The organism is Salmonella sp. JXY0409-18 (assembly GCF_020268625.1).
In the GTDB taxonomy this organism is placed as follows: Bacteria; Pseudomonadota; Gammaproteobacteria; order Enterobacterales; family Enterobacteriaceae; genus Salmonella; species Salmonella enterica.
This window is the reverse complement of the sequence record NZ_CP084216.1, coordinates 1678466-1705064: the sequence shown is the minus strand read 5'-3', so window position 1 is coordinate 1705064 and position 26599 is coordinate 1678466. Positions and strand designations below refer to the sequence as shown.

17 protein-coding genes are annotated in these 26599 nt (G+C 55.2%); 9 read left to right on the top strand and 8 right to left on the bottom strand.

Annotated elements, in window-relative coordinates; genetic code table 11:
* Positions 1 to 14: 14 nt before the first annotated feature.
* From wzc to LDB27_RS07955, 3 genes are read right to left on the bottom strand one after another with little or no spacing between them, the layout of a single operon-like run.
* On the bottom strand, positions 15 to 2174 hold the full coding sequence (wzc, locus tag LDB27_RS07965; protein ID WP_023215231.1) for a tyrosine-protein kinase Wzc: 2160 nt from the start codon (positions 2172 to 2174) through the stop codon (positions 15 to 17).
* On the bottom strand, positions 2171 to 2620 hold the full coding sequence (gene wzb / locus LDB27_RS07960; protein ID WP_000482224.1) for a low molecular weight protein-tyrosine-phosphatase Wzb: 450 nt from the start codon (positions 2618 to 2620) through the stop codon (positions 2171 to 2173). Before wzb ends, wzc begins: the two co-directional genes overlap by 4 nt.
* Before the next feature lie 5 nt (positions 2621 to 2625).
* Positions 2626 to 3765, bottom strand: a complete 1140-nt coding sequence (locus LDB27_RS07955; protein ID WP_000978077.1) for a polysaccharide export protein — start codon at positions 3763 to 3765, stop codon at positions 2626 to 2628.
* Between the two features lie 674 nt (positions 3766 to 4439).
* Between LDB27_RS07955 and LDB27_RS07950 the strand changes: the two genes are divergently transcribed.
* Complete coding sequence (locus LDB27_RS07950; protein WP_000454712.1) at positions 4440 to 6020, top strand: TerC family protein; 1581 nt, start codon at positions 4440 to 4442, stop codon at positions 6018 to 6020.
* 85 nt (positions 6021 to 6105) lie between these two features.
* Here LDB27_RS07950 and asmA read toward each other — a convergent pair whose 3' ends face one another.
* From asmA to udk, 3 genes are all read right to left on the bottom strand, one after another.
* Positions 6106 to 7962, bottom strand: coding sequence for an outer membrane assembly protein AsmA (asmA, locus tag LDB27_RS07945; protein ID WP_001252262.1), 1857 nt, complete (start codon positions 7960 to 7962; stop codon positions 6106 to 6108).
* Positions 7963 to 8000: 38 nt separating this feature from the next.
* Positions 8001 to 8582, bottom strand: coding sequence for a dCTP deaminase (gene dcd / locus LDB27_RS07940; RefSeq protein ID WP_001234783.1), 582 nt, complete (start codon positions 8580 to 8582; stop codon positions 8001 to 8003).
* A gap of 90 nt (positions 8583 to 8672) precedes the next feature.
* Entirely contained in the window at positions 8673 to 9314 is a 642-nt protein-coding gene (gene udk, locus LDB27_RS07935) for a uridine kinase (protein ID WP_000132082.1), read from the bottom strand.
* Positions 9315 to 9644: 330 nt separating this feature from the next.
* On the opposite strand from udk, the gene LDB27_RS07930 reads away from it, so the two are divergent.
* A complete protein-coding gene (locus LDB27_RS07930) occupies positions 9645 to 12635 on the top strand; it encodes an MASE1 domain-containing protein (RefSeq protein WP_000042964.1) in 2991 nt (996 codons plus the stop codon).
* On the opposite strand, the gene alkA is transcribed toward LDB27_RS07930, so the two are convergent.
* Positions 12603 to 13472, bottom strand: coding sequence for a DNA-3-methyladenine glycosylase 2 (alkA, locus tag LDB27_RS07925; RefSeq protein ID WP_000494711.1), 870 nt, complete (start codon positions 13470 to 13472; stop codon positions 12603 to 12605). The two genes, LDB27_RS07930 and alkA, sit on opposite strands and share 33 nt — an antisense overlap.
* Positions 13473 to 13605: 133 nt before the next feature.
* On the opposite strand from alkA, the gene yegD reads away from it, so the two are divergent.
* Positions 13606 to 14958, top strand: a complete 1353-nt coding sequence (yegD, locus tag LDB27_RS07920; protein ID WP_000469626.1) for a molecular chaperone — start codon at positions 13606 to 13608, stop codon at positions 14956 to 14958.
* 98 nt (positions 14959 to 15056) lie between these two features.
* On the opposite strand, the gene LDB27_RS07915 is transcribed toward yegD, so the two are convergent.
* Positions 15057 to 15116 (bottom strand): type I toxin-antitoxin system Ibs family toxin, encoded by a 60-nt coding sequence (locus LDB27_RS07915; protein ID WP_105887528.1) that lies wholly within the window; start codon positions 15114 to 15116, stop codon positions 15057 to 15059.
* Positions 15117 to 15398: 282 nt separating this feature from the next.
* Here LDB27_RS07915 and mdtA point away from each other — a divergent pair, with 282 nt between their 5' ends.
* From mdtA to baeR, 6 genes are read left to right on the top strand one after another with little or no spacing between them, the layout of a single operon-like run.
* Complete coding sequence (gene mdtA / locus LDB27_RS07910; protein WP_000678803.1) at positions 15399 to 16640, top strand: multidrug efflux RND transporter subunit MdtA; 1242 nt, start codon at positions 15399 to 15401, stop codon at positions 16638 to 16640.
* Positions 16640 to 19762 carry a multidrug efflux RND transporter permease subunit MdtB gene (mdtB, locus tag LDB27_RS07905; protein WP_001528485.1) on the top strand — a complete coding sequence of 1041 codons (3123 nt, stop codon included), beginning with the start codon at positions 16640 to 16642 and terminating at the stop codon, positions 19760 to 19762. The genes mdtA and mdtB overlap by 1 nt, the downstream gene beginning before the upstream one ends.
* A complete protein-coding gene (gene mdtC, locus LDB27_RS07900) occupies positions 19763 to 22843 on the top strand; it encodes a multidrug efflux RND transporter permease subunit MdtC (protein WP_001210092.1) in 3081 nt (1026 codons plus the stop codon). It begins immediately after the preceding gene.
* The gene (locus LDB27_RS07895) at positions 22840 to 24252 is read left to right on the top strand and encodes an MFS transporter (RefSeq protein WP_000137815.1); all 1413 of its coding nucleotides are present in this window, start codon (positions 22840 to 22842) and stop codon (positions 24250 to 24252) included. The genes mdtC and LDB27_RS07895 overlap by 4 nt, the downstream gene beginning before the upstream one ends.
* Positions 24252 to 25655, top strand: coding sequence for a two-component system sensor histidine kinase BaeS (gene baeS / locus LDB27_RS07890; protein ID WP_000870081.1), 1404 nt, complete (start codon positions 24252 to 24254; stop codon positions 25653 to 25655). The genes LDB27_RS07895 and baeS overlap by 1 nt, the downstream gene beginning before the upstream one ends.
* Positions 25652 to 26374 carry a two-component system response regulator BaeR gene (baeR, locus tag LDB27_RS07885; RefSeq protein ID WP_000137854.1) on the top strand — a complete coding sequence of 241 codons (723 nt, stop codon included), beginning with the start codon at positions 25652 to 25654 and terminating at the stop codon, positions 26372 to 26374. Before baeS ends, baeR begins: the two co-directional genes overlap by 4 nt.
* Positions 26375 to 26599: the final 225 nt, after the last annotated feature.

The following is a 26599-nucleotide window of genomic DNA, read 5'->3' as shown; positions in this document are numbered from 1 at the left end:
GCACGCCTTATTTTTTATTTGGAATCTGACTGGTATTCATACTCGTAATAGCCATAATCCTGGTAGCCCGTCGCCCGGCGGAAAATGGAGTTGAGAATGACGCCTTTGACCTGAATGCCATTCTGGTCAAAACGGCTCAGACTGGTTTCCACCTCTTTTAAAGTGTTGACGGCATAACGCGCCACCATCAGCGTCGTCCCGACGTGGCGACCCACAATCGCGGCGTCCGTCACGGCCAGAATCGGCGGCGTGTCGATTAATACCAGGTCGTAGCGGCTGCTTGCCCAGGTGATCAGCTCGCCGAAGCGCTCGCTCATCAGCAGTTCCGATGGATTAGGAGGTACCTGACCGCGCGGAATAAGATCAAAATTAGCGATCGCCGTAGGTTTCGCGCAGGAGGCTATCTCGCCTTTGCCCGCCAGAATGTCAGATAAGCCGTCCACGTTATTGGTGCCGAGCAGTTCATGGGTGTAGCCCTTGCGCATATCGCAGTCGATCAGTAATACCCGTTTATGCGTCTGGCTGATGACGGCCGCCAGGTTGGCGCAAACAAAGGTTTTGCCGATAGAGGGGCTGACGCCTGTGAGCATGAGTACATTATTTTGCGCCTGCATCATGGCGAAATGCAGGCTGGTGCGCAGGCTGCGAATCGCCTCAATCGCCAGATCGGTCGGATTGCCCACCGCCAGCAGTTGGCTCTGCTTGTAACGCTTAATCCCTTTAATGGTTTTGACGCTATCGCGCGCTTTTTGCCATTCCGACAGCGGAATACTGGCATAGACGCTGATCCCGTGCTCCTCCAGCACCTGTGGGCTTTCGATACCACGATTAAACAGCGAGCGCAGCAGCACGCCGACAATCGATAACATTAATCCCAGAATAATGCTGCCGAGAATAATCAACGCCTTTTTCGGCTTCAGCACGCCCGGCTGGGTAATCGCCGGGTCAACGATGCGTACGTCGCCAACGGTGCTGGCTTCGGTGATTTTCAGCTCCTGCTGTTTATTAAGCAGTTGCATATAGACCTGCTGGCCGGACTCCACATCGCGGGTCAAACGCACAATCTCCTGCTGGGTTTTCGGCATTGCCGTCACCCGCCCGTTCAGTTTGGCTTTTTCATCTTCCAGCGCTTTACGTTTTTCCAGCAGGGTGCGGTAAGCCGGATGCGCTTTGGTAAAGAGCTTGGAAATTTCCGCCTCTTTAAACGTCAACTCATTCAACTGGGCGTCGATATTAACCATCGAATCGAGCACCGCCTTCGCCTCCAGCGGTAAATCCACCGAGTCTTTATCCTGGCGGAAAGCGTTTAGCTTGTTTTCCGCCACATCCAGACGGCTGCGGACTTCCGGCAGTTGTTTTGCCAGAAACGCCAGGCTCTTCCCCGCCTCTTCAGATTTCCGCGCAATATCCTGTTGCAGATAGTTACGGGTAATACTGTTGAGAATTTCGCGGATCTGGTCGCGATCCTCTCCCGTGAACGTCAGGCTCAGAACGCCTGTATCTTTGCCGGTTTCCGTTACGGTGAGGTTATTTTGCAGGTTATTAATCATGCCAAGCGTTGAGAATTTACTCACCGTAAATTCCGTATCAGGACGGGCGTCAATTGCCTCTACCCACATCGTCACGCCGTCTTTATTGAGTGGCTGGCCCACAACGCCCTGCGCGCTAAATCCGCCGTCGCTGACCAACTGATAACGTTTGTCGCCCAGCACTTTGAGGGTGAAGATCTGTCCGCTCATCGTCTCTGGTCGGGTGAATGTCGTGACTTTCACCATTTCATTGTGACGCCCCATCAGCCGCTCCCACCCGGCGCCGAACAGCGGAAAGGTGTTTTTGGTGACGGCAATATCCAGATCCAGATCGTCAACGGTCTTCCCCAGCACCAGACGCGATCGAATGAGCTGAATTTCCGCATCGGAAGCCGGCGGCTTATTCGCTAATGCGCTGTTGATATCCTGTACCAGCGAATTACCGGCGTTTTGTTCAATCTGCACCAGCGCATCGGCGCTATAGATGGGCGTGGCGAAGAACGTATAAATTACCGCGCACAGCGCAAATATGGCCGTCGTCCCCAACACCCACCAACGCGCTTCAATCACCGTTCCGACCAGGCGCCCGATATCGATTTCATCGCTACCCGTAACCGCCGCAGATTGTTTTACTTTTTCTGTCATGGTTTTCCCTGCTCTGCATTCAGTGCCTGCGCCCACTGGCGGGCAGACCTTTCCAGTAATGTGTACACCGCCTCAAACGCATCGCGGCTTTTGCGATACGGGTCCGGTATTTCACGCTCGCTGTCCCAGTGACCAAACAGCATTACCTTGCCGCGCATTTCCGGCGCAATGTCGCACAGGGCGGCGATGTGGCGTTTCTCCATCGTCAGAATCAGGTCATATTCCCGGCACAGACGCGCGGAAATTTGCCTTGCGCAGTGATTTTCCAAAGACAGATCGTGGGCGCTCGCCACGCTCGCCGCCGCAGGATCGGCGCCTTTGCCGACCAGCGCGCCTAATCCTGCGGACGCAACCGTCAGCGAGGGATGAAAGCGTTTTAGCAAACGTTCCGCCGTCGGGGAACGGCAAACATTCCCCACACAGACCACTAAGATTTTGTTAAACATAACGATTACCAGGAATGAATGTCGCTGGCCGTATCCGTCATATAACGGACACCGCTAATGGTTGGCAGCAACTGATTGATCAGACGGTTCCAGCGAGCAACCGGCGCGGTCGTGACGTACACCACATCGTAAGGCTGAAGTCGGAATTCCGTCGCCATCACCAATGACGTGGCGTCAGACATATCAAGCTGGTAGATATTGGCGATCTTGCCGCCGCGTCCCCCCTCGCCTTTCAACGGACGAATCACAAAAATGCCGCTGGCGTTGGAGGTGGTCAGATCGATGCCTTCCGCATTGCCTAATGCTTCGGTGAGCGTCATGCCGCTGAAATCCATTTTGAGGGTGCTCTGTTTTTTCACTTCGCCCATGACAAAGACTTTCAGATCGTCATTGCGCGGCACATACAGAATGTCGCCAGGGTAGAGCAAGCGGTTCTGGCTAAGATCGCCATTTTGCATTAGCGCCTGTAGCGAAATGCGCTGTTCTTTGCCGTTGTGCGTCAACACGACGTTGCGCCAGTCCGCCATATCGGTCAGGCCGCCCGCAGCGTTAATCGCATCCAGGACGGTTAGCGGTACGTTAGTAATGGCCTGCTGACCGGATTTATTCACCTGGCCGGAGATGTACGCTTTTTGCGAGCGGAAAGCGGCGATATTGACATCCACCTGCGGGTCCGCGATGTACTTCGCTAAACGCCCGGTAATATCGCTGCGAATCTCTGACAAAGTTTTACCGACGACGCTAACCTTGCCAATGTAGGGATAAAACATGGTGCCGTCCGGCTGTACCCAGTTGCCGGTATCGCTTGAGCTACGGTACTGGCCTGCTGGCGTGGTCAATTCCGGGTGATCCCAGACGGTGACATTCAGCACATCGCCAGGCCCGACGCGATACTGATAGCTGGCGATCTCCTGGTCCAGCGACATATTCGGTTGCGCGACATTGGGCCGCGGGCGTAATTGCTCAACCAACCGTGGCGTCAGCGGATACACATTGACCATCCGGTCGAGATCAAAGTCAGCGTCTTGCTGTTTGATCACATCTTTCCCCATCGTAGACATATTGCTGCCCGGAAGTACTGTGCAACCACTTATCAAGCTGAGCGACGCCAATAATGGCATCAATTTCATTTTGGATTTCATCATTGATTATTTATCACTTTGGCAGAGTCATTATCCTGTGCAATTTAAATAGCGGCTTCGTCCGTGCACATTTACCTTGCAGTTAATGGCAGAGAAAATTAACTGGCATCATTCTGAAAAAAAATCAATTCATCCGCAGGCTATTGACAGAATAATAAAGGCTTATATTCAGGCTTTCAGGCACGCTACCGCCCCTGGCTTCTTAGCTACCAATACACTGATTATTCTAAATTTTCGCATTCCCCTCCGATTTCATCCTCGTTCAGATAAAAATCTTCAGCGAAATAAAGGTTACGTATTAATAGTTTTCTCGATGTCGTGACAGGATATTTAAGCGCGCTATCTTAATCCTGCAAGAATTGTTGCAGCTAACCTAATGACAGGCAAGGTAACAAACCCGCCATTCTATATTTTTAAGATTAATATTAAATGAATTAACAGATGATTTTAGGATTTTATTGATGTTGACAATATTTATTTACTCCACTCCACCTGCGATATTTCCTAAATATATTCTTGACATTATTTAGTTTCCGACAGAAACATTACGGCTATTTTAAAGTTATTTTATAGCCGCGTAACAAAGATAAATTGCTCTGCGGCATTGCATTTTTCCGCCGTATTATCCATGATCGAATTGTGACAATTGTCATATTACAGAAGGTATTGCTCTTACTATGGAATGGATTGCCGATCCGTCAATCTGGGCCGGACTGGTAACGTTAATCGTTATCGAACTTGTTCTCGGCATTGATAACCTGGTCTTTATTGCCATCCTCGCTGAAAAACTACCGCCGGGGCAGCGCGACCGCGCGCGCATTACCGGCCTGATACTGGCGATGATCATGCGCCTGCTGCTGCTGGCGTCAATCTCGTGGCTGGTCACCTTGACTAAGCCGCTCTTTAGCGTACAGGCGTTAAGCTTTAGCGCCCGCGATCTGATTATGCTGTTCGGCGGCTTCTTCCTGCTCTTTAAAGCCACCATGGAGCTCAACGAACGGCTGGAAGGGAAAGATAGCGCCAACCCTACCCAGCGTAAGGGGGCGAAATTCTGGGCGGTGGTCGCGCAAATCGTGGTGCTGGACGCTATCTTTTCTCTCGACTCCGTGATTACCGCCGTGGGGATGGTCGATCACCTGGCGGTCATGATGGCGGCAGTGATAATCGCCATTAGCCTGATGCTGCTCGCCAGCAAGTCACTGACCCGATTTGTGAACAACCATCCCACCATTGTCATTTTGTGCCTTAGCTTCCTGCTAATGATCGGCTTTAGCCTGGTGGCGGAAGGGTTTGGTTTCCACATTCCGAAAGGGTATCTGTACGCGGCTATCGGCTTCTCGGTGATGATCGAGGCGCTCAACCAACTGGCTATTTTTAACCGCCGCCGTTTTCTTTCCGCTAACCATACGCTGCGCCAGCGCACAACGGAGGCCGTGATGCGGCTGATTAGCGGTAAAAAAGAGGATGCCGAACTGGATGCGGAAACCGCCGCGATGCTGGCAGACCATGACGACAGCCAGATTTTTAATCCGCAGGAGCGCAGGATGATTGAACGGGTGCTGAATCTCAACCAGCGCACCGTAAGTAGCATCATGACGTCGCGTCACGATATCGAGCATATCGATCTCAACGCGCCGGAAGCGGAAATCCGCGCTCTGCTGGAAAAGAACCAGCATACGCGTCTGGTCGTGACGGGTGAAAATGAACAGGAAGATTTACTCGGCGTCGTCCACGTCATCGATCTGTTGCAACAATCGCTGCGCGGCGAACCGCTCAACCTGCGCGCGCTGATTCGCCAACCGCTGGTTTTCCCGGAAACATTGCCGCTGCTGCCTGCGCTGGAGCAGTTCCGTAACGCCAGAACCCATTTTGCCTTTGTCGTAGATGAGTTTGGCTCGGTTGAAGGCATTGTGACATTAAGCGATGTCATGGAGACTATCGCCGGTAATCTGCCGAATGAAGTCGAGGAAATTGACGCCCGCCACGATATTCAGAAGAACCCGGACGGTTCCTGGACAGCAAACGGCCATATGCCGCTGGAGGATTTGGTGCAGTACGTGCCGCTACCACTGGATGAAAAACGGGAATACCATACGATTGCCGGATTATTGATGGAATATTTGCAGCGCATACCGCAAACCGGTGAAGAGGTTCAGGTGGGTGATTATTTGCTGAAAACATTGCAGGTAGAAAGCCATCGAGTGCAGAAAGTGCAGTTAATTCCGCTGCATAACGGCGAGCCAGACCCGGAGATGTAACGTCTGTTCGCCTGCCCCGGCCTGCTTACCAGGCAGGCCGGAGGCGCGTTAGCCTCGCCATCCGGCTCTGCCCTTTGGCCAAAAACTACAGCTTATCCAGCAGTTTCTTCACATCTTTACCGTTACGGGTATCTTTATTGCGATCCGCCCAGTCGTTGAGCCGACGCTTCGCCTCATCCTGTAAATGCTTGCGCAATAACTGATCCACTTGCAGGGTATAGTTCAGCTCCTGCCACTTGCCATAGACGCGCAGCGGCACCGGCGTCTCTTTCAGGAAGGTGATCAGGTTGCTATTGCCGTTCCATCCGCCCAGCACACGCAGATTAAATTGCGTATCACAGCTCTGCTTAACCAGATCCAGCGTTCCGCTGCCGGTTAACGCCAGCATAGAAGATTGCCCGACCATGTCGTCGAGCGTCAGCGTGCCCTTATTTAGCGCCAGATCGGTCGTGAAGCGATCCAGTCGGGTCGCGTTGTCCATATTTTCCTGCGACTGCTGCGCGTCGCCGCCGCTTCGCTCTACGGCCTGCTGCACCAGTTGTTGGAAATTCATTCCTTCGAGGCGCGTATTGCTCATGTCAACATGCGCTTTTCCTTTCCAGCTATGGCGAAACGCCTCCGCGTCAATATCCGCCCCGGAGAAATCGCCAACCAGCGACATCTTACCGGTCAGGCTAATCGGATAATTGAAGGCTTTCAGGATAGTCCCAATCTCAACATGGTTGAGGCGAGGGTGGAATTCGATGCGCGGACTGGCGGTGCGGGCGTCAAGCGTGCCGGGCAGCGACATCTCTCCGTCGGCCAGTTTCCCCTGCAACTCGGTGATATCCAGCAATCCGGCCTGATTAGACATCTTCGTCGAAACCTGGGTAAAGTCCATTCCCCGCCAGCGAACTGAATCCGCCTGTAAAGCAATCTCCGCCGTAAAGCTTTGCAGCCCCTGATAAGGCGGCGCACCAACACGCGACGCGATAACTGGCCTGGTCAGGGGGAGCGTATTTTGCCCCTGCGACACCGCGCCGCCCGTCTGTGCCACGGTGCTATGATGCGGCAACAGGTTGTCCAGATTAAGCTTGCTGGACTGGAGGTCAATTTGCCATTCCGGCTGCTCCGCCAGCGTTACCTGAACATGCCCGGTCAGAGAACTGTCATTCGCCGTTAAATTTAAGTGGTTAAATGAAAGACGTTTTTGCGCCTCCTGCCACTGCGCCTGCAGTTGTCCCTGCCCCTCAATCCCCTGCGCCGGTAGATCCGCGCCCTGCAATTGCCAGCGCAGTTGCTCAATACCCGCGGTTAAATTATGCGGATAATCGGAAGCATCCACCGTTCCGCTGAACGATAAAGCAAGATCCCGCTGATCGCGGTTCACGCGTCCCGAAAAATCAAACGTGCCGCGATGCTCGGCATCTTGTTCCATATTCAGACGAATATCGCGCACCGTGACCTGATCATCATTTTCATGCTGGAAAACCAGCACGCTGTCGGCAACGCGCAGGCTACGAATATCAAACGACCAGCCGCGATCTTCCGCTACGTCCGGCAAGGTATTATCTTTCGGCGCGACCGGCGCATCATCGCTGCGTACCGCTTCCGTTTGCGGCGTCAGTTGAATCACCCCGCCTTTCAGCATTACCTGCTTAACATGAAGCTGATGACTCAACAGCGGCCATAAAGCGACATCCAGGCGCATATTGTCAGCCCGCACCAGCGGTTCGCTGGCGCCTCGCGCCGTTAGCGTCATTCGCCCGGAAAGGATGCTGAGTTGCGGCCATACGTGCCAGCGCAGCGGCCCGTCCAGTTGCAACTGATATTCACTACGCGCGGCAACCTGCTGCACCATATAGGCGCGGAAATCATTCGGATTGACCAACAATACCAACGCAGAGAATCCGGCCACCAGCACGACCAGGAGAATCATCAGCGTCGTCAGAAATCGTCTCATGCTACCCTCAATGGACCGGCAGTATTGCGCCGAATGGCTCAGTCTTTATCAATCCGGCTGGCAACAGCGCCCTGCTGATCGCGATATTTGGCATCCTGACGGCGGTTATAAGGCCGCGCCGCCGGGCCGGACAGCGGCTCAAAGCTCAGCGCGCCGATGAGCATACCCGGACGCAACGCCAGCGGCAGCTTCCCGGAGTTGTAAAACTCAAGCACAATGCAGCCCGACCAGCCGGGATCGATACGGTGCGCCGTCACATGCACCATCAGTCCCAGACGCGCCAGCGAGGAACGGCCATCCAGCCAGCCCACTAAATCCGGCGGCAGGGTAACGGATTCAAAGGTGACGGCCAGCGCCAACTCGCCCGGATGCAGATAAAATGCCTCGCCGTCCGGCAAAACGATTTCATCGCTCATCACGCGATCCAGCGCCGCGCTGACCTCATCTTTCGGCCCGCTCAGATCGATAAACGCCGCCGTATGGCCACGGAAGGTTCGAAATTTATTGCCAAGACGTACATCGACCGTCGCGCCGTTAATGCGCTCTACGGGAGGTCGCGGGGTGATAGACAAACGGCCTTCATCCAGCCAGGCTTCAATATCTCGGTCGCATAAACGCATGGCACTTTCTCCTTTCGCGCATCAAGCCCTTAAATCAAGCACATCAAGGGCTAACCAGGTTATCACTGAACGGTACACAATTCGCCAGATTTATTCAAAGAACTGGCTGATTTTCGCTTTCAGAATATCAATAGCGATGCGGTTTTTACCGCCGCGCGGCACGATAATATCCGCATATTGTTTGGAAGGCTCAATAAATTGCAGGAACATCGGACGCACCGTTTTCTGATATTGCGCCATCACCGAATCCATTGAGCGACCACGCTCGTTCACATCGCGTTTGATACGGCGCATCAAACAGATATCCAGCGGCGTATCGACAAAAATAGAGAAGTTCATCTCTTCACGCAAACGCGCGTCAGTCAGTAACAGAATACCTTCAAGAATAATCACTTTCTTCGGTTCTACGCGAACCGTTTCCTGCATACGGGTATGCTCAACATAACTGTATACCGGTAATTCAATCGCCGAACCGCGCTTGAGCGCCTGAAGATGCTGAAATAGCAGGCTGTGATCCATCGCATTCGGATGGTCATAGTTGGTTTTTACGCGTTCTTCCATCGACAGATGGCTTTGATCTTTGTAATAACTGTCTTCGGGAATAACGCCAATATGTTCGTCACCCACTTGTTCACGCAATTCGCGGTAAAGGGTACTGGCAATAAGACTCTTGCCGGAAGCCGATGCGCCAGCGATACCGATAATGACGCACTGATGAGACTGATCAGTCATAAATTTAGCGACCTGATTAACCTGGATGTAAGGAAGGGGGGCGCCGAAACGCCAAACGCGGCAATTATAGGGATTTCAGCAGCGCGATACCAGTCCGGCGCTATGCCACGGTGAATTTGTTGGCGGCGCATTCGACGTCGCGACGTAAAAGCGTTCAGTTTTAACGCGGACAGCGGATTTATCGACCCGTCTGGAGGAGGAATACGCCGGGAGCCACAATTTATATTCAGCCAGCGTATAAATCATTACGCGTTTATACTAGCATAATCACAGAGTAAACTGACGCGTCCGGTATTCCGCGACGTTACCGGCGATTCGGATAGAGTGGTAATGAGTAAACCATCCCAACATGTTTTCGTTACCGTCCCCCACCCGCTATTGCGTCTGGTCAGTTTAGGCCTGGTCGCGTTTGTCTTTACGCTCTTTTCGCTCGTATTATCGCGTGTCGGCACCCAACTCGCGCCGCTGTGGTTCCCCACCTCCATTATGATGGTCGCGTTTTACCGCCATGCGGGCCGTCTGTGGCCAGGGATCGCGGTCGCCTGCTCGCTCGGCAGCATCGGCGCCTCACTGACTTTATTTCCTGCCGCCTCGCTTAACTTTAGCTGGACGGCAATAAATATTATCGAGGCGGCCACTGGCGCGATACTGCTGCGAAAACTGCTCCCCAGCTACAACCCCTTACAAAATTTGAATGACTGGTTTCGTCTGGCTATCGGCAGCGCCGTGATTCCGCCGCTACTCGGCGGCATGTTATTTTGGCTGATAGCGCCGGAAGCGGTCGCCTCGAAAGCGTTTCTGATTTGGGTATTATCGGAAGCCATCGGCGCGCTGACGCTGGTACCGTTAGGTTTACTGTTTAAACCACACTATCTGTTGCGTCATCGCGACCCGCATCTGTTGCTGGAAACGCTATTGACGCTGGTCATTACGCTGGCGCTAAGCTGGCTCGCTATGCGCTATATTCCGTGGCCGTTTACGTGCGTTATCGTCCTGTTGATGTGGAGTGCGGTGCGCCTGCCGCGAATGGAGGCGTTTTTAATTTTTTTAGCTACCGTTATCGTGGTCTCGCTCATGCTGGCCAATGACCCCACGCTGCTCGCCACGCCGAAAACCGACGTGATGGTCAATATGCCGTGGCTACCTTTTTTAATGATCCTGCTGCCTGCCAATATGATGACGATGGTGATGTACGCGTTTCGCACGGAACGCAAACATATCACCGAGAGCGAATCCCGCTTTCGCAACGCGATGGAGTATTCCGCCATTGGTATGGCGCTGGTCGGTACGGAGGGTCAGTGGCTACAGGTCAATAAATCTCTGAGCCATTTTCTTGGCTATAGCCAGGATGAATTACGCACGATGACATTTCAGCAATTGACCTGGCCGGAAGACCTGAATAATGACCTTGAACAGCTAAACATGCTGGTGCGCGGCGACATCAATAGCTATTCCATGGAAAAACGCTACTACACCCGCAACGGCGATGTCGTCTGGGCGCTACTGGCCGTCTCGCTGGTTCGTCATAAAGACAATAAACCTCTCTATTTTATTGCTCAGATTGAAGATATTAACGATCTCAAGCAAAGCGAGCAGGAAAACCAGCGGTTGATGGAGCGTATTACACAGGCGAACGACGCGCTGTTTCAGGAAAAAGAACGGTTGCACATCACGCTTGACTCTATCGGAGAAGCGGTGGTGTGTATTGATGTCGCGATGAATATCACCTTTATGAACCCGATCGCCGAGAAGATGAGCGGCTGGCGGCAGGAGGATGCTTTAGGCGCGCCATTATTAACGGTTCTGCGCATTACGTCAGGTAATAAGGGGCCGCTGCTGGAGGATATTTATCGCGCCGACAGGTCGCGATCGGACATGGAACAGGAGATAGTGCTCCATTGTCATAACGGCGGCAGCTACGATATTCATTACAGTATCACGCCGCTCAGTACGCTTGACGGCGATAAGATTGGTTCGGTTCTGGTTATCCAGGACGTTACCGAATCACGAAAAATGTTACGCCAGCTCAGCTACAGCGCAACGCATGACGCCCTCACCCATCTTGCCAACCGCGCCAGTTTTGAAAAGCAGCTTCAACAGCGCCTGCAAACAATACAGGAATCGCCTCAACATCATGCGCTGGTGTTTATCGATCTGGACCGTTTTAAAGCGGTTAACGACAGCGCGGGACATGCCGCCGGCGATGCCTTATTGCGCGAACTCGCGTCACTGATGCTCAGTATGCTTCGATCTGGCGATCTCCTGGCCCGTCTGGGTGGCGATGAGTTTGGCCTGTTGCTGCCGGATTGTAATAGTGACAGCGCGCGCTTTATCGTGACGCGGCTTATCAACGCCGTTAATGAATATCACTTTATGTGGGAAGGACGCCTGCATCGGATCGGCGCCAGCGCCGGGATCACAATGATAAATGAACATAACTGCCAGCTCACAGAGGTCGTGTCTCAGGCCGATATAGCCTGCTACGCCGCGAAAAATAGCGGTCGCGGCCGTCTGACCGTGTACGAACCGCAGCACGCATTAACCTCCTCAAAGGGAATGATGCCGCTGGAAGAACAGTGGCATATGATTAAAAATAACCACCTGCTAATGCTTGCCAGAAACGTCGCGCCGCCGCGTACGCCGGAGGCCACCAGCTTTTGGCTGGTCTCACTCAGGCTGTGGACCAGCGAAGGGGAAGTGATGGAAGAGCGCGCGTTCCGGGCAGGATTAGCCGACTCCGCGCTGCATCACGCGCTTGACCGACGGGTATTCCATGAGTTTTTCCACCATGCGGCGACCGCCGTCGCCAGCAAGGGATTAAGCGTTGCGCTGCCGCTGTCCGCCGCAGGATTATACAGCGCGACCCTTATTGATGAGCTGCTGGAACAACTGGAGCATAGCCCACTGCCGCCACGGTTATTACATCTGATTATCCCGGCTGACGTTATCGTTAAGCAGGCGCAGACCGCCGCTGCGACTCTGCGAAAACTGCGACAACGCGGCTGCCAGGTGATTCTCAGCCATGTCGGGCGCGATTTACAGCTGTTTAATTTACTGACCCCGCATATCGCTGATTATTTACTGCTGGATAGCGACCTTATCGCCAACGTTCATGAGAGTTTAATGGATGAAATGCTGACCTCGATCATCCAGGGACACGCCCAGCATCTGGACATCAAAACGCTCGCCGGGCCGGTACAAAACCCACAGGTGCTGGATACGCTCTCCCGTATTGGCGTGGATCTGATTTATGGCGACACTATCGCCGAAGCGCAACCGTTGGATTTGTTACTGAATACCAGCTATTTCGCTATCCATTGACGGTTGCCAGCCGTGGGTATACCAGATATGCAGTAGCGCGTAGGAACGCCACGGTTTCCAGCGCTCCGCGTAGCGACGGATCTGCGCGGCCGTCATCCCGGCGAAGCGCTGCTTAATTAAGTAATCGTCGGGCAAAAAGATATCTTTTGCCTGCCAACCGCGCAGGGCGAAATAGTTCGCCGTCCAGCGACCAATTCCCGGAAACGTTTGTAAATTTTTAACGCTCTGCTCAATATCCGGCGGCGCGGCGAGCGCCAGTTTTCCCGCCAGCGTCGCCTGCGCCAGATGAATCAGCGCTTCGGCGCGCCGCAGCGGCATCCCCAGAGCTTTAAGCGCCAGCGGATCGGCCAACGCCAGCGTTTCCGGACCGGGAAAACAGACATAATCGGGCGCATCCGGCAACGCCTCACCATAGCGGTGCGCCACTTTCGCCGTCAACTTTGCCGCCATCGCGACACTCACCAGTTGCCCCAGTATCGCCCGCACGCCTTGTTCAAACGTATCAACCGATCCCGGTAAACGCAGCCCCGGTCTGTCCTCGCCCAGTGGCCCCAGCACGGCGGCAACCTGCGCGGGCTGGCAGTCAAGATCAAACAGACGCGAAACCTTCGCCAGACACGCCGGCGCGACGGGAAGTAATCCGGCGCTCACGCTAACCTGCACAGTGTGGGTGGGCAGATGGGGCCTCACGCTGACCAGTCCGCGATGCTCGCCCACCACCAGGCTGCGCGCATAAAAGCCCTCGCCTACCGTTTCCACGCCGTCCACCGCACGCGCGGCAAGAAAGCCCAACATCCACGACCAGTCGTAAGGCGGCTGCCAGCTCAGGGTAAACATACTTTTCTCCTTTATTTGACCTTTCAGCATAAACGCTAATCGCACGTAACGCCTTGCTTTCATATTCCAGTTGTCGCCGCGACGACATTTCGCTAAAGTCACGCCCCTTCTTCACTGGCATGGGGATTTTAAGGTGTTTATAGGATTTGATTACGGTACGGCAAACTGCTCGGTCGCCATTATGCGCGACGGGCATCCACAGTTGCTGACAATGGAGAATAACAGCGCATTACTGCCGTCTATGCTGTGCGCGCCGACGCGCGAAGCGGTGAGCGAGTGGCTGTATCGCCATCATGATGTGCCGGCAACGGACGAAGAAACCCAGGCGCTGCTACGCCGCGCGATACGCTACAACCGCGAGGAAGATATTGAGGTTGGCGCGCAAAGCGTACAGTTTGGTCTGGCGTCGCTGGCGCACTATATTGACGATCCCCAGGAGGTCTGGTTTGTCAAATCGCCGAAATCCTTTTTAGGCGCCAGCGGCCTGAAACCGCAGCAGGTCGCGCTGTTTGAAGATTTGGTCTGCGCCATGATGGTACATATTCGTCATACGGCGCACAGCCAATTGCCGGAGGCCATTACCCAAGCGGTGATCGGTCGCCCGATCAACTTTCAGGGACTCGGCGGCGATGACGCGAACCGCCAGGCGCAGGGTATTCTGGAGCGGGCGGCAAAACGCGCCGGTTTTCAGGAGGTGGTATTCCAGTACGAACCGGTCGCGGCGGGCCTGGACTACGAGGCTACACTGCGGGAAGAGAAGCGTGTGCTGGTCGTGGATATTGGCGGCGGCACCACCGACTGCTCCATGCTGCTAATGGGGCCACAGTGGCGTCAGCGCGCCGATCGTGAAAACAGCCTGTTGGGGCACAGCGGTTGCCGCGTGGGCGGAAACGATCTGGATATCGCGCTGGCCTTTAAAAATCTGATGCCTTTGCTGGGCATGGGCGGCGAAACCGAAAAAGGCATCGCCCTGCCGGTGCTGCCGTGGTGGAACGCCGTTGCGATTAACGACGTCCCGGCGCAAAGCGATTTTTACAGTAGCGCGAATGGTCGTCTGTTGAACGATTTGGTTCGCAACGCGCGTGAAGCAGACAAGGTCGCGTTGCTGCTCAAGGTCTGGCGTCAGCGGCTTAGCTACCGCCTGGTACGCTGCGCGGAAGAGAGCAAAATCGCCCTTTCCGGCCAGGCGGATGTTACGGCGAGGCTGCCATTTATCAGCGACGACCTGGCGGTCGCTATCAGCCAGCAAGGACTGGAAGCGGCGCTGGATCAACCGCTGGCGCGTATTCTGGAACAGGTGCAACTGGCGCTGGACAGCGCGCAGGAAAAACCGGATGTCATCTATCTGACCGGCGGCAGCGCCCGTTCGCCATTGATTAAAAAAGCGCTTTCCGAACAGCTACCGGGCATACCCATCGCTGGCGGCGATGATTTCGGCTCCGTCACCGCAGGACTGGCGCGCTGGGCGGAGGTCGTTTTCCGCTAAGCGCCTCGCAAGCCCAGAGCTGATGGATTGACATTATTCTTGATGTGGCTTAACGTCAGGAGTGAGGGTAAGGGAGGATTCCTCCTCCCCCTGGTGTCTTAGTAAGCTGGTAGGCTAATCACTAAGAGTATCACCAGTATGATGACTACCTTCATCATAACCCTTTCCTTATTTTGGCCCCTTCCTCGGGAGGGGCTTTCCCGTTTCAGCGTCCTGCTGAAATCGGTGGCTTACCTTCATTGCCGTGCCGCCACTTTACCGCACTCCGGCGCGCTAACGATTTTCAGCGATGAGAGTTGCGTAGCGCCTCGCAAAGCGGGTCGCCATTCAGAATAATCCCGACCGTGTTCCATAATTCCTCCATTTTTCTCCCTTCCCTGCTGACTACAATAGAGGGAGCAACATTCCGCAAAACGTTTCAGGATGAGAAACTTATACCGATGAAAGGCAGTAATACTTTCCGCTGGGCAATAGCGATTGGGGTTGTAGTAGCCGCCGCCGCATTCTGGTTCTGGCATAACCGTAGCGAAAGCCCGACCGCCGCGCCGGGCGTCGCCGCGCAAGCGCCGCATACCGCCGCCGCAGGTCGCCGCGGTATGCGCGACGGCCCTCTGGCGCCGGTACAGGCCGCGACCGCGACCACGCAGGCCGTACCGCGCTATCTGAGCGGGCTGGGTACCGTGACCGCAGCGAATACCGTTACGGTACGTAGCCGCGTGGATGGTCAACTCATCGCCCTGCACTTTCAGGAAGGTCAGCAGGTCAACGCAGGCGATCTGCTGGCGCAAATCGATCCCAGCCAGTTTAAGGTCGCCCTGGCGCAGGCTCAGGGACAGTTGGCGAAAGATAACGCTACGCTGGCGAATGCGCGTCGTGATCTGGCGCGCTATCAGCAACTGGCAAAAACCAATCTGGTTTCCCGTCAGGAACTGGATGCGCAACAGGCGCTGGTCAACGAAACCCAGGGAACCATTAAAGCGGATGAAGCCAATGTCGCCAGCGCGCAGTTACAGCTCGACTGGAGTCGTATCACGGCCCCGGTCTCGGGACGCGTGGGTCTGAAACAGGTGGATGTCGGCAACCAGATTTCCAGCAGCGATACCGCCGGTATTGTCGTCATTACGCAAACGCACCCGATTGATCTCATTTTTACTCTGCCGGAAAGCGATATCGCGACCGTAGTTCAGGCACAGAAAGCGGGGAAAGCGCTGGTCGTAGAAGCCTGGGATCGGACTAACTCGCACAAATTGAGCGAAGGTGTGTTGCTCAGTCTGGACAACCAGATTGATCCCACGACGGGAACGATCAAAATTAAAGCGCGCTTTACCAATCAGGACGATACGCTGTTCCCCAATCAATTTGTGAACGCCCGGATGCTGGTCGATACCGAACAAAATGCCGTTGTGGTGCCTGCCGCGGCGGTGCAAATGGGCAATGAGGGCCACTTTGTGTGGGTGCTGAACGACGAAAATAACGTCAGCAAGAAGCGGGTAAAAATCGGTATTCAGGATAACCGAAACGTGGTGATCAGCGCAGGCTTGTCGGCAGGCGATCGCGTCGTTACCGATGGTATTGATCGGCTGACGGAAGGCGCAAAAGTCGAGGTCGTTGAGCCGCAAACCACCGTGGCGGATGAAAAATCCCCTTCCCGCCATGAAGGTCAAAAAGGAGCGCGCGCCTGATGCAGGTATTACCTCCGGGCAGCACGGGCGGCCCTTCGCGCCTGTTTATTCTGCGCCCCGTGGCCACCACTCTGCTGATGGCGGCGATTTTACTCGCCGGGATTATCGGCTATCGCTTCCTGCCCGTCGCCGCTTTGCCGGAGGTCGACTACCCCACTATTCAGGTTGTTACGCTCTACCCTGGCGCCAGCCCGGATGTCATGACCTCCGCCGTCACCGCGCCACTTGAGCGCCAGTTCGGCCAGATGTCAGGACTTAAGCAGATGTCGTCGCAAAGCTCCGGCGGCGCATCAGTGGTAACGCTACAGTTTCAGTTGACGCTGCCGCTGGACGTTGCCGAGCAGGAAGTACAGGCGGCGATTAACGCAGCCACCAATTTATTGCCTTCCGACCTGCCGAATCCGCCGATTTATAGCAAAGTCAACCCGGCGGACCCGCCGATTATGACGCTTGCCGTCACCTCAAACGCGATGCCGATGACCCAAGTAGAGGACATGGTAGAAACCCGCGTGGCGCAGAAGATCTCGCAGGTCTCCGGCGTCGGACTGGTGACGCTTGCCGGCGGGCAGCGCCCTGCGGTACGCGTAAAACTGAATGCTCAGGCTGTCGCCGCGCTCGGTCTGACCAGCGAAACGGTCCGTACCGCAATTACCGGCGCCAACGTCAACTCGGCGAAAGGCAGTCTGGATGGCCCCGAACGGGCGGTGACGCTTTCTGCTAACGATCAGATGCAGTCTGCCGACGACTACCGCAGGCTTATCATCGCGTATCAAAACGGCGCGCCGGTACGGTTGGGCGATGTCGCCACCGTCGAACAGGGGGCGGAAAATAGCTGGCTCGGCGCATGGGCGAATCAAGCGCCGGCTATCGTGATGAACGTTCAACGCCAGCCCGGCGCCAATATCATTGCGACAGCGGACAGCATTCGCCAGATGCTGCCCCAGCTTACCGAAAGCCTGCCGAAATCGGTGAAGGTCACGGTCCTGTCCGATCGCACCACCAATATTCGCGCTTCCGTGCGCGATACCCAGTTTGAACTGATGCTGGCGATCGCGCTGGTCGTCATGATTATCTATCTGTTTTTACGTAACATTCCCGCCACAATTATTCCCGGCGTCGCCGTACCGCTGTCGCTTATCGGCACCTTTGCGGTGATGGTGTTTTTGGATTTTTCCATTAATAACCTGACGCTGATGGCGCTCACTATCGCCACGGGTTTCGTGGTGGACGATGCGATTGTGGTGATCGAGAACATCTCGCGCTACATCGAAAAAGGAGAAAAACCGCTGGCGGCGGCGCTCAAAGGCGCGGGCGAAATCGGCTTTACCATTATTTCCCTCACCTTTTCCCTGATTGCGGTGCTGATCCCGTTGCTCTTTATGGGCGATATTGTTGGTCGACTGTTCCGCGAATTTGCGGTGACGTTGGCGGTAGCGATTTTAATCTCCGCCGTCGTCTCTTTGACGCTCACGCCCATGATGTGCGCGCGTATGCTCAGCCAGCAGTCTCTGCGTAAACAAAACCGCTTTTCCCGCGCCTGCGAGCGGATGTTTGACCGCGTGATCGCCAGCTACGGACGCGGATTAGCGAAAGTGCTCAACCATCCGTGGCTTACATTGAGCGTGGCATTCGCCACGCTCCTGCTCAGCGTTATGCTGTGGATAGTCATTCCGAAAGGGTTCTTTCCGGTACAGGATAACGGCATTATCCAGGGAACGCTGCAGGCGCCGCAATCGTCATCGTATGCCAGTATGGCGCAACGTCAGCGCCAGGTGGCGGAGCGGATATTACAGGACCCGGCGGTGCAAAGCCTGACGACTTTTGTTGGCGTAGACGGCGCTAACCCCACGCTCAATAGCGCGCGCCTGCAAATTAACCTCAAGCCGCTGGATGCGCGTGATGACCGCGTGCAGCAGGTGATCTCCCGGCTGCAAACCGCCGTGGCGACGATTCCCGGCGTGGCGCTGTATCTCCAGCCGACGCAGGATTTAACCATCGACACGCAGGTCAGCCGCACGCAGTATCAGTTTACCCTGCAGGCCACGACGCTCGATGCGCTCAGTCACTGGGTGCCAAAACTGCAGAACGCGCTACAGTCGTTACCACAGCTCTCTGAGGTAAGCAGCGACTGGCAAGATCGGGGATTAGCGGCCTGGGTGAATGTCGACCGCGACAGCGCCAGCCGTCTGGGTATCAGCATGGCGGATGTGGATAACGCGCTCTACAACGCGTTCGGGCAACGCCTGATTTCAACGATTTATACCCAAGCGAACCAGTACCGCGTCGTACTGGAACATAATACCGCCAGCACGCCGGGACTGGCGGCGCTGGAGACGATTCGCCTGACGAGCCGCGACGGCGGCACCGTACCGCTCAGCGCGATTGCCCGCATTGAGCAGCGCTTCGCTCCGCTCTCTATCAATCATTTAGATCAGTTCCCGGTTACGACATTTTCGTTTAACGTGCCGGAGGGCTATTCGCTCGGCGATGCGGTGCAGGCGATTCTCGATACGGAAAAAACGCTCGCCCTGCCAGCGGATATTACAACGCAGTTTCAGGGCAGTACGCTCGCCTTCCAGGCGGCGCTGGGCAGCACCGTCTGGCTTATTGTCGCCGCCGTGGTGGCGATGTATATCGTGCTCGGCGTGCTGTATGAGAGTTTTATCCATCCGATCACGATTCTCTCAACGCTGCCTACGGCGGGCGTCGGCGCGCTGCTGGCGCTGATCATCGCCGGTAGCGAGCTCGATATTATCGCCATTATCGGCATTATTTTGCTGATCGGCATCGTGAAGAAAAACGCCATCATGATGATTGACTTCGCCCTCGCCGCCGAACGCGAACAGGGGATGAGTCCGCGCGACGCTATCTTCCAGGCCTGTCTGCTGCGTTTTCGACCGATTCTGATGACCACGCTGGCGGCGTTGCTCGGGGCATTGCCATTAATGTTGAGTACCGGCGTTGGCGCGGAATTACGTCGCCCGTTGGGGATCGCAATGGTGGGCGGCCTACTGGTCAGCCAGGTATTAACTCTGTTTACCACACCGGTGATTTATCTCCTGTTTGACCGCCTGTCGCTGTACGTGAAAAGTCGCTTTCCGCGCCATAAAGAGGAGGCGTAGATGCGCTTTTTCGCCCTTTTCATCTACCGCCCGGTCGCCACCATTTTGATTGCCGCCGCCATTACGCTGTGCGGCATTCTGGGCTTCCGTCTGCTGCCGGTCGCCCCGCTGCCGCAGGTCGATTTCCCGGTGATTATGGTTAGCGCCTCGCTGCCGGGCGCCTCGCCGGAAACCATGGCTTCGTCGGTGGCGACGCCGTTGGAACGCTCTTTGGGACGCATTGCAGGCGTCAATGAAATGACTTCCAGCAGCTCGCTCGGCAGTACGCGCATTATTCTCGAATTTAATTTCGATCGTGATATTAACGGCGCGGCGCGCGACGTGCAGGCCGCCATTAACGCCGCGCAAAGCTTGTTGCCAGGCGGAATGCCCAGCCGCCCGACTTATCGCAAGGCCAACCCATCCGACGCGCCGATTATGATTTTAACGCTCACCTCGGAGAGCTGGTCACAGGGCAAACTGTATGATTTCGCCTCTACCCAACTGGCGCAAACCATCGCGCAAATTGACGGCGTCGGCGATGTTGACGTCGGCGGCAGCTCCCTGCCCGCAGTACGTGTAGGCTTAAACCCGCAGGCGCTCTTTAACCAGGGCGTCTCGCTGGATGAGGTCCGCGAAGCGATCGACAGCGCCAACGTACGCCGACCGCAAGGCGCAATTGAAGATAGCGTCCACCGCTGGCAAATCCAGACCAACGACGAACTGAAAACCGCCGCCGAATACCAGCCGCTGATTATTCACTATAACAACGGCGCGGCGGTACGCCTGGGCGACGTCGCCAGCGTCACCGACTCGGTGCAGGATGTCCGTAACGCCGGGATGACGAACGCTAAACCCGCTATTTTGTTGATGATCCGCAAGCTGCCGGAGGCCAACATTATTCAGACGGTCGACGGCATCCGGGCAAAACTGCCGGAACTGCGGGCAATGATCCCCGCCGCTATCGATTTACAAATCGCCCAGGATCGTTCGCCGACGATTCGCGCATCGCTGCAAGAGGTAGAAGAGACGCTGGTTATCTCTGTCGCGCTGGTGATCCTGGTGGTGTTTTTATTCCTGCGTTCCGGGCGCGCCACGCTAATCCCCGCCGTCGCCGTTCCCGTTTCGCTCATCGGCACCTTCGCCGCCATGTATCTGTGCGGCTTCAGCCTCAACAATCTGTCGCTGATGGCGCTGACTATCGCGACCGGATTTGTCGTTGATGATGCCATTGTGGTGCTGGAAAATATCGCCCGCCATCTGGAGGCGGGAATGAAACCTTTGCAGGCGGCATTACAGGGTACGCGGGAAGTCGGGTTTACGGTCATCTCCATGAGTCTGTCGCTGGTGGCGGTATTTCTGCCGCTGCTGTTAATGGGCGGCCTGCCAGGGCGATTATTACGGGAATTCGCCGTTACCCTCTCGGTGGCGATTGGCATTTCGCTGGTGGTCTCGCTCACGCTGACGCCGATGATGTGCGGCTGGATGCTTAAATCAAGCAAACCGCGCACCCAACCGCGTAAACGGGGCGTTGGCCGTTTGCTGGTCGCCTTGCAACAGGGTTACGGCACGTCGTTAAAATGGGTGCTTAACCATACGCGTCTTGTCGGTGTGGTTTTTCTTGGCACCGTTGCGCTGAACATCTGGCTTTATATCGCCATCCCTAAAACATTCTTTCCGGAGCAGGACACCGGCGTGTTGATGGGCGGTATTCAGGCTGACCAGAGCATCTCTTTCCAGGCCATGCGCGGCAAGCTGCAGGATTTTATGAAAATTATTCGCGACGATCCGGCGGTGAATAATGTCACTGGTTTTACCGGCGGCTCGCGGGTGAATAGCGGCATGATGTTTATTACGCTGAAGCCGCGCGGCGAACGCAAAGAGACGGCGCAGCAAATCATTGACCGACTGCGGGTCAAACTGGCAAAAGAACCCGGCGCCAGGCTGTTTCTGATGGCGGTACAGGATATTCGCGTCGGCGGGCGGCAGGCTAACGCCAGTTACCAATATACGTTGCTGTCTGACTCCCTGGCGGCGCTGCGCGAGTGGGAGCCGAAAATACGCAAAGCGCTCTCGGCCCTGCCGCAACTGGCGGACGTAAACTCCGACCAGCAGGATAATGGCGCGGAGATGAACCTTATCTACGACCGCGACACCATGTCACGGCTGGGTATTGATGTTCAGGCCGCAAACAGTCTGTTAAATAATGCTTTCGGCCAGCGGCAAATTTCCACCATTTATCAGCCGATGAACCAGTATAAAGTGGTGATGGAAGTCGATCCGCGCTATAGCCAGGATATCAGCGCGCTGGAGAAAATGTTCGTTATCAACCGTGACGGAAAAGCGATTCCCCTCTCTTATTTCGCCCAATGGCGGCCCGCCAATGCGCCGCTGTCGGTGAACCATCAGGGATTGTCCGCGGCGTCCACGATTGCCTTTAACCTGCCGACCGGCACATCGTTATCGCAGGCGACGGAGGCCATTAATCGCACAATGACGCAGCTTGGCGTCCCCCCGACGGTACGCGGCAGTTTTTCCGGAACGGCGCAAGTCTTCCAGCAGACCATGAATTCACAGCTTATTTTGATAGTGGCGGCGATCGCTACCGTCTACATTGTGCTGGGGATACTGTACGAAAGCTACGTCCATCCACTGACCATTCTCTCTACTCTGCCATCGGCGGGCGTTGGGGCGCTTCTGGCGCTGGAACTCTTCAATGCCCCTTTCAGCCTAATCGCCCTGATAGGGATCATGCTATTAATTGGCATTGTGAAGAAAAACGCCATTATGATGGTCGATTTTGCGCTTGAAGCGCAACGAAGCGGCGGCCTGACGCCGGAACAAGCCATTTTCCAGGCCTGCTTGTTACGCTTCCGTCCAATAATGATGACCACGCTGGCGGCGCTGTTCGGCGCACTGCCATTGGTGTTATCTGGCGGAGACGGTTCGGAATTACGGCAGCCGCTGGGGATAACCATTGTCGGCGGTTTGGTCATGAGCCAGCTCCTGACGCTCTATACCACGCCGGTGGTGTACCTCTTTTTCGATCGTCTGCGGCGGCGTTTTTCGCGTAAAAATAGCAAACCGGTAGTAGAAATATGACAGAACTTCCTGACAACACCCGCTGGCAACTCTGGATTGTGGCATTCGGCTTTTTTATGCAGTCGCTGGATACCACCATCGTCAACACTGCGCTGCCCTCCATGGCGAAAAGCCTGGGGGAAAGCCCGCTGCATATGCACATGGTAGTGGTGTCATATGTTCTTACCGTCGCCGTAATGCTCCCCGCCAGCGGCTGGCTGGCAGATAAAATCGGCGTGCGTAATATCTTCTTTGCCGCCATTGTGCTGTTCACGCTGGGTTCGCTGTTTTGCGCCCTCTCCGGCACGCTTAATCAACTGGTATTAGCGCGGGTTTTACAAGGCGTAGGCGGCGCGATGATGGTACCGGTCGGACGCCTGACGGTCATGAAAATCGTGCCGCGCGCGCAATATATGGCGGCGATGACCTTCGTCACCCTACCGGGACAGATCGGGCCGTTACTCGGCCCCGCGCTGGGCGGGGTGCTGGTGGAATATGCTTCATGGCACTGGATCTTTCTGATCAATATCCCGGTGGGAATTGTCGGCGCTATTGCAACCTTTATGCTGATGCCAAACTACACCATAGAGACCCGGCGCTTTGATCTGCCGGGGTTCCTGCTGTTAGCTATCGGCATGGCGGTACTCACGCTGGCGCTGGATGGTAGTAAAAGCATGGGGATTTCGCCCTGGACATTAGCCGGACTTGCTGCGGGCGGCGCGGCAGCCATTCTGCTCTATCTCCTCCATGCCAAAAAAAACTCAGGCGCGTTATTCAGCCTGCGATTGTTCCGCACGCCCACGTTTTCACTGGGGTTGCTGGGCAGTTTTGCCGGGCGTATCGGCAGCGGTATGCTGCCGTTTATGACGCCGGTCTTTTTGCAAATTGGTCTTGGTTTTTCACCGTTTCATGCCGGTTTGATGATGATCCCCATGGTGCTGGGCAGCATGGGAATGAAGCGGATTGTGGTGCAGATAGTTAACCGTTTTGGCTATCGTCGGGTTCTGGTGGCGACCACGCTCGGACTGGCATTGGTTAGCCTGTTGTTTATGTCGGTCGCGCTGCTCGGCTGGTATTATCTCCTGCCGCTGGTACTGCTTTTGCAGGGAATGGTGAACTCGGCGCGCTTTTCTTCCATGAACACCTTAACGCTAAAAGACCTTCCCGATACGCTGGCCAGCAGCGGCAATAGCTTATTATCGATGATTATGCAGCTCTCGATGAGTATTGGCGTCACTATTGCCGGAATGCTGCTGGGTATGTTTGGCCAACAGCATATCGGGATAGACAGTAGCGCCACACATCACGTCTTTATGTACACCTGGTTATGTATGGCGGTTATTATCGCGCTACCGGCGATAATTTTTGCCCGCGTGCCGAACGATACACAGCAAAACATGGTCATTTCACGGCGTAAAAGGAGCCTGTAATGAAAGTCTGGCGGCCCGGAATCACCGGCAAGCTGTTTCTGGCGATTTTCGCCACCTGCATCGTGCTGCTGATCAGTATGCATTGGGCCGTGCGCGTCAGTTTTGAACGCGGATTTATTGACTATATCAAACACGGCAACGAGCAGCGGCTACAAATGCTGGGCGATGCGCTGGGCGACCAGTACCAGCAACACGGCAACTGGCGTTTTTTACGCAACAACGATCGCTTCGTTTTCCAGATTCTGCGTTCATTTGAGCATGACAACGACCGGGATAAACCCGGCCCCGGTATGCCGCCGCACGGTTGGCGCACCCAGTTCTGGGTCGTCGATCAAAATGGCCGGGTGCTGGTCGGCCCACGCGGTCCGGTGCCGCATGACGGTACTCGCCGCCCCATTCTGGTCAATGGCGTCGAAGTCGGCGCGATTATCGCCTCTCCTGTCGAGCGGCTGACGCGCAATACGGATATTAATTTTGATATGCAGCAGCGGCGCGCCAGTTGGATGATCGTGGCATTATCAACGTTGCTGGCCGCGCTGGCGACATTTTTGCTGGCGCGTGGCCTGCTCGCCCCGGTCAAACGGTTGGTCGAGGGTACGCACAGACTGGCGGCGGGGGATTTTACCACGCGCGTGACCCCAACCAGCGCCGATGAGCTGGGAAAACTGGCGCAGGACTTTAACCAGCTTGCCAGCACGCTGGAAAAAAATCAGCAGATGCGCCGCGACTTTATGGCGGATATTTCCCACGAACTGCGCACGCCGCTGGCGGTATTGCGCGGCGAACTGGAAGCCATTCAGGATGGCGTTCGCCAGTTCACGCCAGAATCGGTTACCTCCCTACAGGCGGAAGTCGGTACGCTTACCAAACTGGTTGACGACCTGCATCAGCTTTCGTTGTCTGACGAGGGCGCGCTGGCTTACCAAAAAACGACCGTCGATCTTGTTCCCCTGTTGGAAGTCGCTGGCGGCGCGTTCAGAGAACGCTTTACCAGCCGGGGGCTAACGCTACATTACGCGTTGCCGGATAGCATGACCGTCTTCGGCGACCCGGATCGCCTGATGCAACTGTTTAATAATCTGCTGGAAAACAGTCTGCGCTACACCGACAGCGGCGGCGGCCTGCATATTTCCGCCGAACAACGCGATAAATCATTATTCCTGACCTTTGCCGATTCTGCACCGGGCGTCAGCGATGAACAGTTACAAAAGCTTTTTGACCGTTTTTACCGCACGGAAGTGTCCCGTAACCGCGCCAGCGGCGGTTCTGGACTGGGGCTGGCGATATGCGTCAATATTGTACACGCGCATAACGGTCATCTTCACGCCGCTCATTCGCCTTTTGGCGGGGTTAGCATTACAGTAGAGTTACCGCTGGATCGCGATTTACAGAGAGAAGTATGACTGAATTACCCATTGATGAAAACACGCCGCGCATTTTGATTGTTGAAGATGAACCCAAGCTGGGACAGCTGCTTATTGACTACTTACGCGCGGCAAGTTACGCCCCCACGCTCATCAATCATGGCGACAAGGTACTGCCGTATGTGCGTCAAACGCCGCCGGATCTGATCCTGCTGGATCTGATGCTGCCGGGTACCGATGGTCTGACGCTATGCCGGGAGATTCGCCGTTTTTCCGACATCCCCATTGTGATGGTCACGGCCAAAATCGAAGAGATCGACCGGCTGCTTGGGCTGGAAATCGGCGCCGATGATTATATCTGTAAGCCTTACAGCCCGCGCGAAGTCGTGGCCCGCGTGAAAACCATTTTGCGCCGCTGTAAACCGCAGCGCGAACTCCAGCAGCAGGATGCCGAAAGCCCGTTAATGATTGATGAAAGCCGCTTTCAGGCCTCCTGGTGTGGTAAAGCGCTGGATTTAACCCCCGCTGAATTCCGTCTGCTAAAAACCTTATCGCTTGAACCGGGTAAAGTTTTTTCCCGCGAGCAGTTGTTAAACCACCTCTACGACGACTACCGTGTGGTGACCGATCGTACTATCGACAGCCACATTAAAAACCTGCGCCGTAAACTGGAATCGCTGGATGCCGAACAGTCATTTATACGCGCGGTCTACGGGGTGGGATATCGCTGGGAAGCGGATGCGTGTCGCCTGGTATAATGATTATTGGCATAACAATAACAAGGTCGTAAGACGATATTTTCCGCCAACGCTATTCTGGCGGAATTAACACACTGTCCTCTTTCCTTTGGCCGAGCGGTATCCCGAAAACCACGACGAACGCGATCGGAGACAATAAATTATTTGGCCGCTCTTTTTAGTTTACCGATATACTGTGAGTAGTTTTTTAAACTTATTGCGCATTAATTCATTAAGTGAATCTAA

What these genes read in the sequence shown, in the direction of transcription:
- LDB27_RS07955 (WP_000978077.1), bottom strand. Translation starts at nt 3,765, where the DNA reads ATGATGAAATCCAAAATGAAATTGATGCCATTATTGGCGTCGCTCAGC.
- mdtB (WP_001528485.1), top strand. Translation starts at nt 16,640, where the DNA reads ATGCAGGTATTACCTCCGGGCAGCACGGGCGGCCCTTCGCGCCTGTTT.
- wzb (WP_000482224.1), bottom strand. Translation starts at nt 2,620, where the DNA reads ATGTTTAACAAAATCTTAGTGGTCTGTGTGGGGAATGTTTGCCGTTCC.
- LDB27_RS07930 (WP_000042964.1), top strand. Translation starts at nt 9,645, where the DNA reads ATGAGTAAACCATCCCAACATGTTTTCGTTACCGTCCCCCACCCGCTA.
- dcd (WP_001234783.1), bottom strand. Translation starts at nt 8,582, where the DNA reads ATGCGTTTATGCGACCGAGATATTGAAGCCTGGCTGGATGAAGGCCGT.
- LDB27_RS07895 (WP_000137815.1), top strand. Translation starts at nt 22,840, where the DNA reads ATGACAGAACTTCCTGACAACACCCGCTGGCAACTCTGGATTGTGGCA.
- asmA (WP_001252262.1), bottom strand. Translation starts at nt 7,962, where the DNA reads ATGAGACGATTTCTGACGACGCTGATGATTCTCCTGGTCGTGCTGGTG.
- wzc (WP_023215231.1), bottom strand. Translation starts at nt 2,174, where the DNA reads ATGACAGAAAAAGTAAAACAATCTGCGGCGGTTACGGGTAGCGATGAA.
- mdtA (WP_000678803.1), top strand. Translation starts at nt 15,399, where the DNA reads ATGAAAGGCAGTAATACTTTCCGCTGGGCAATAGCGATTGGGGTTGTA.
- udk (WP_000132082.1), bottom strand. Translation starts at nt 9,314, where the DNA reads ATGACTGATCAGTCTCATCAGTGCGTCATTATCGGTATCGCTGGCGCA.
- mdtC (WP_001210092.1), top strand. Translation starts at nt 19,763, where the DNA reads ATGCGCTTTTTCGCCCTTTTCATCTACCGCCCGGTCGCCACCATTTTG.
- baeS (WP_000870081.1), top strand. Translation starts at nt 24,252, where the DNA reads ATGAAAGTCTGGCGGCCCGGAATCACCGGCAAGCTGTTTCTGGCGATT.
- LDB27_RS07950 (WP_000454712.1), top strand. Translation starts at nt 4,440, where the DNA reads ATGGAATGGATTGCCGATCCGTCAATCTGGGCCGGACTGGTAACGTTA.
- baeR (WP_000137854.1), top strand. Translation starts at nt 25,652, where the DNA reads ATGACTGAATTACCCATTGATGAAAACACGCCGCGCATTTTGATTGTT.
- alkA (WP_000494711.1), bottom strand. Translation starts at nt 13,472, where the DNA reads ATGTTTACCCTGAGCTGGCAGCCGCCTTACGACTGGTCGTGGATGTTG.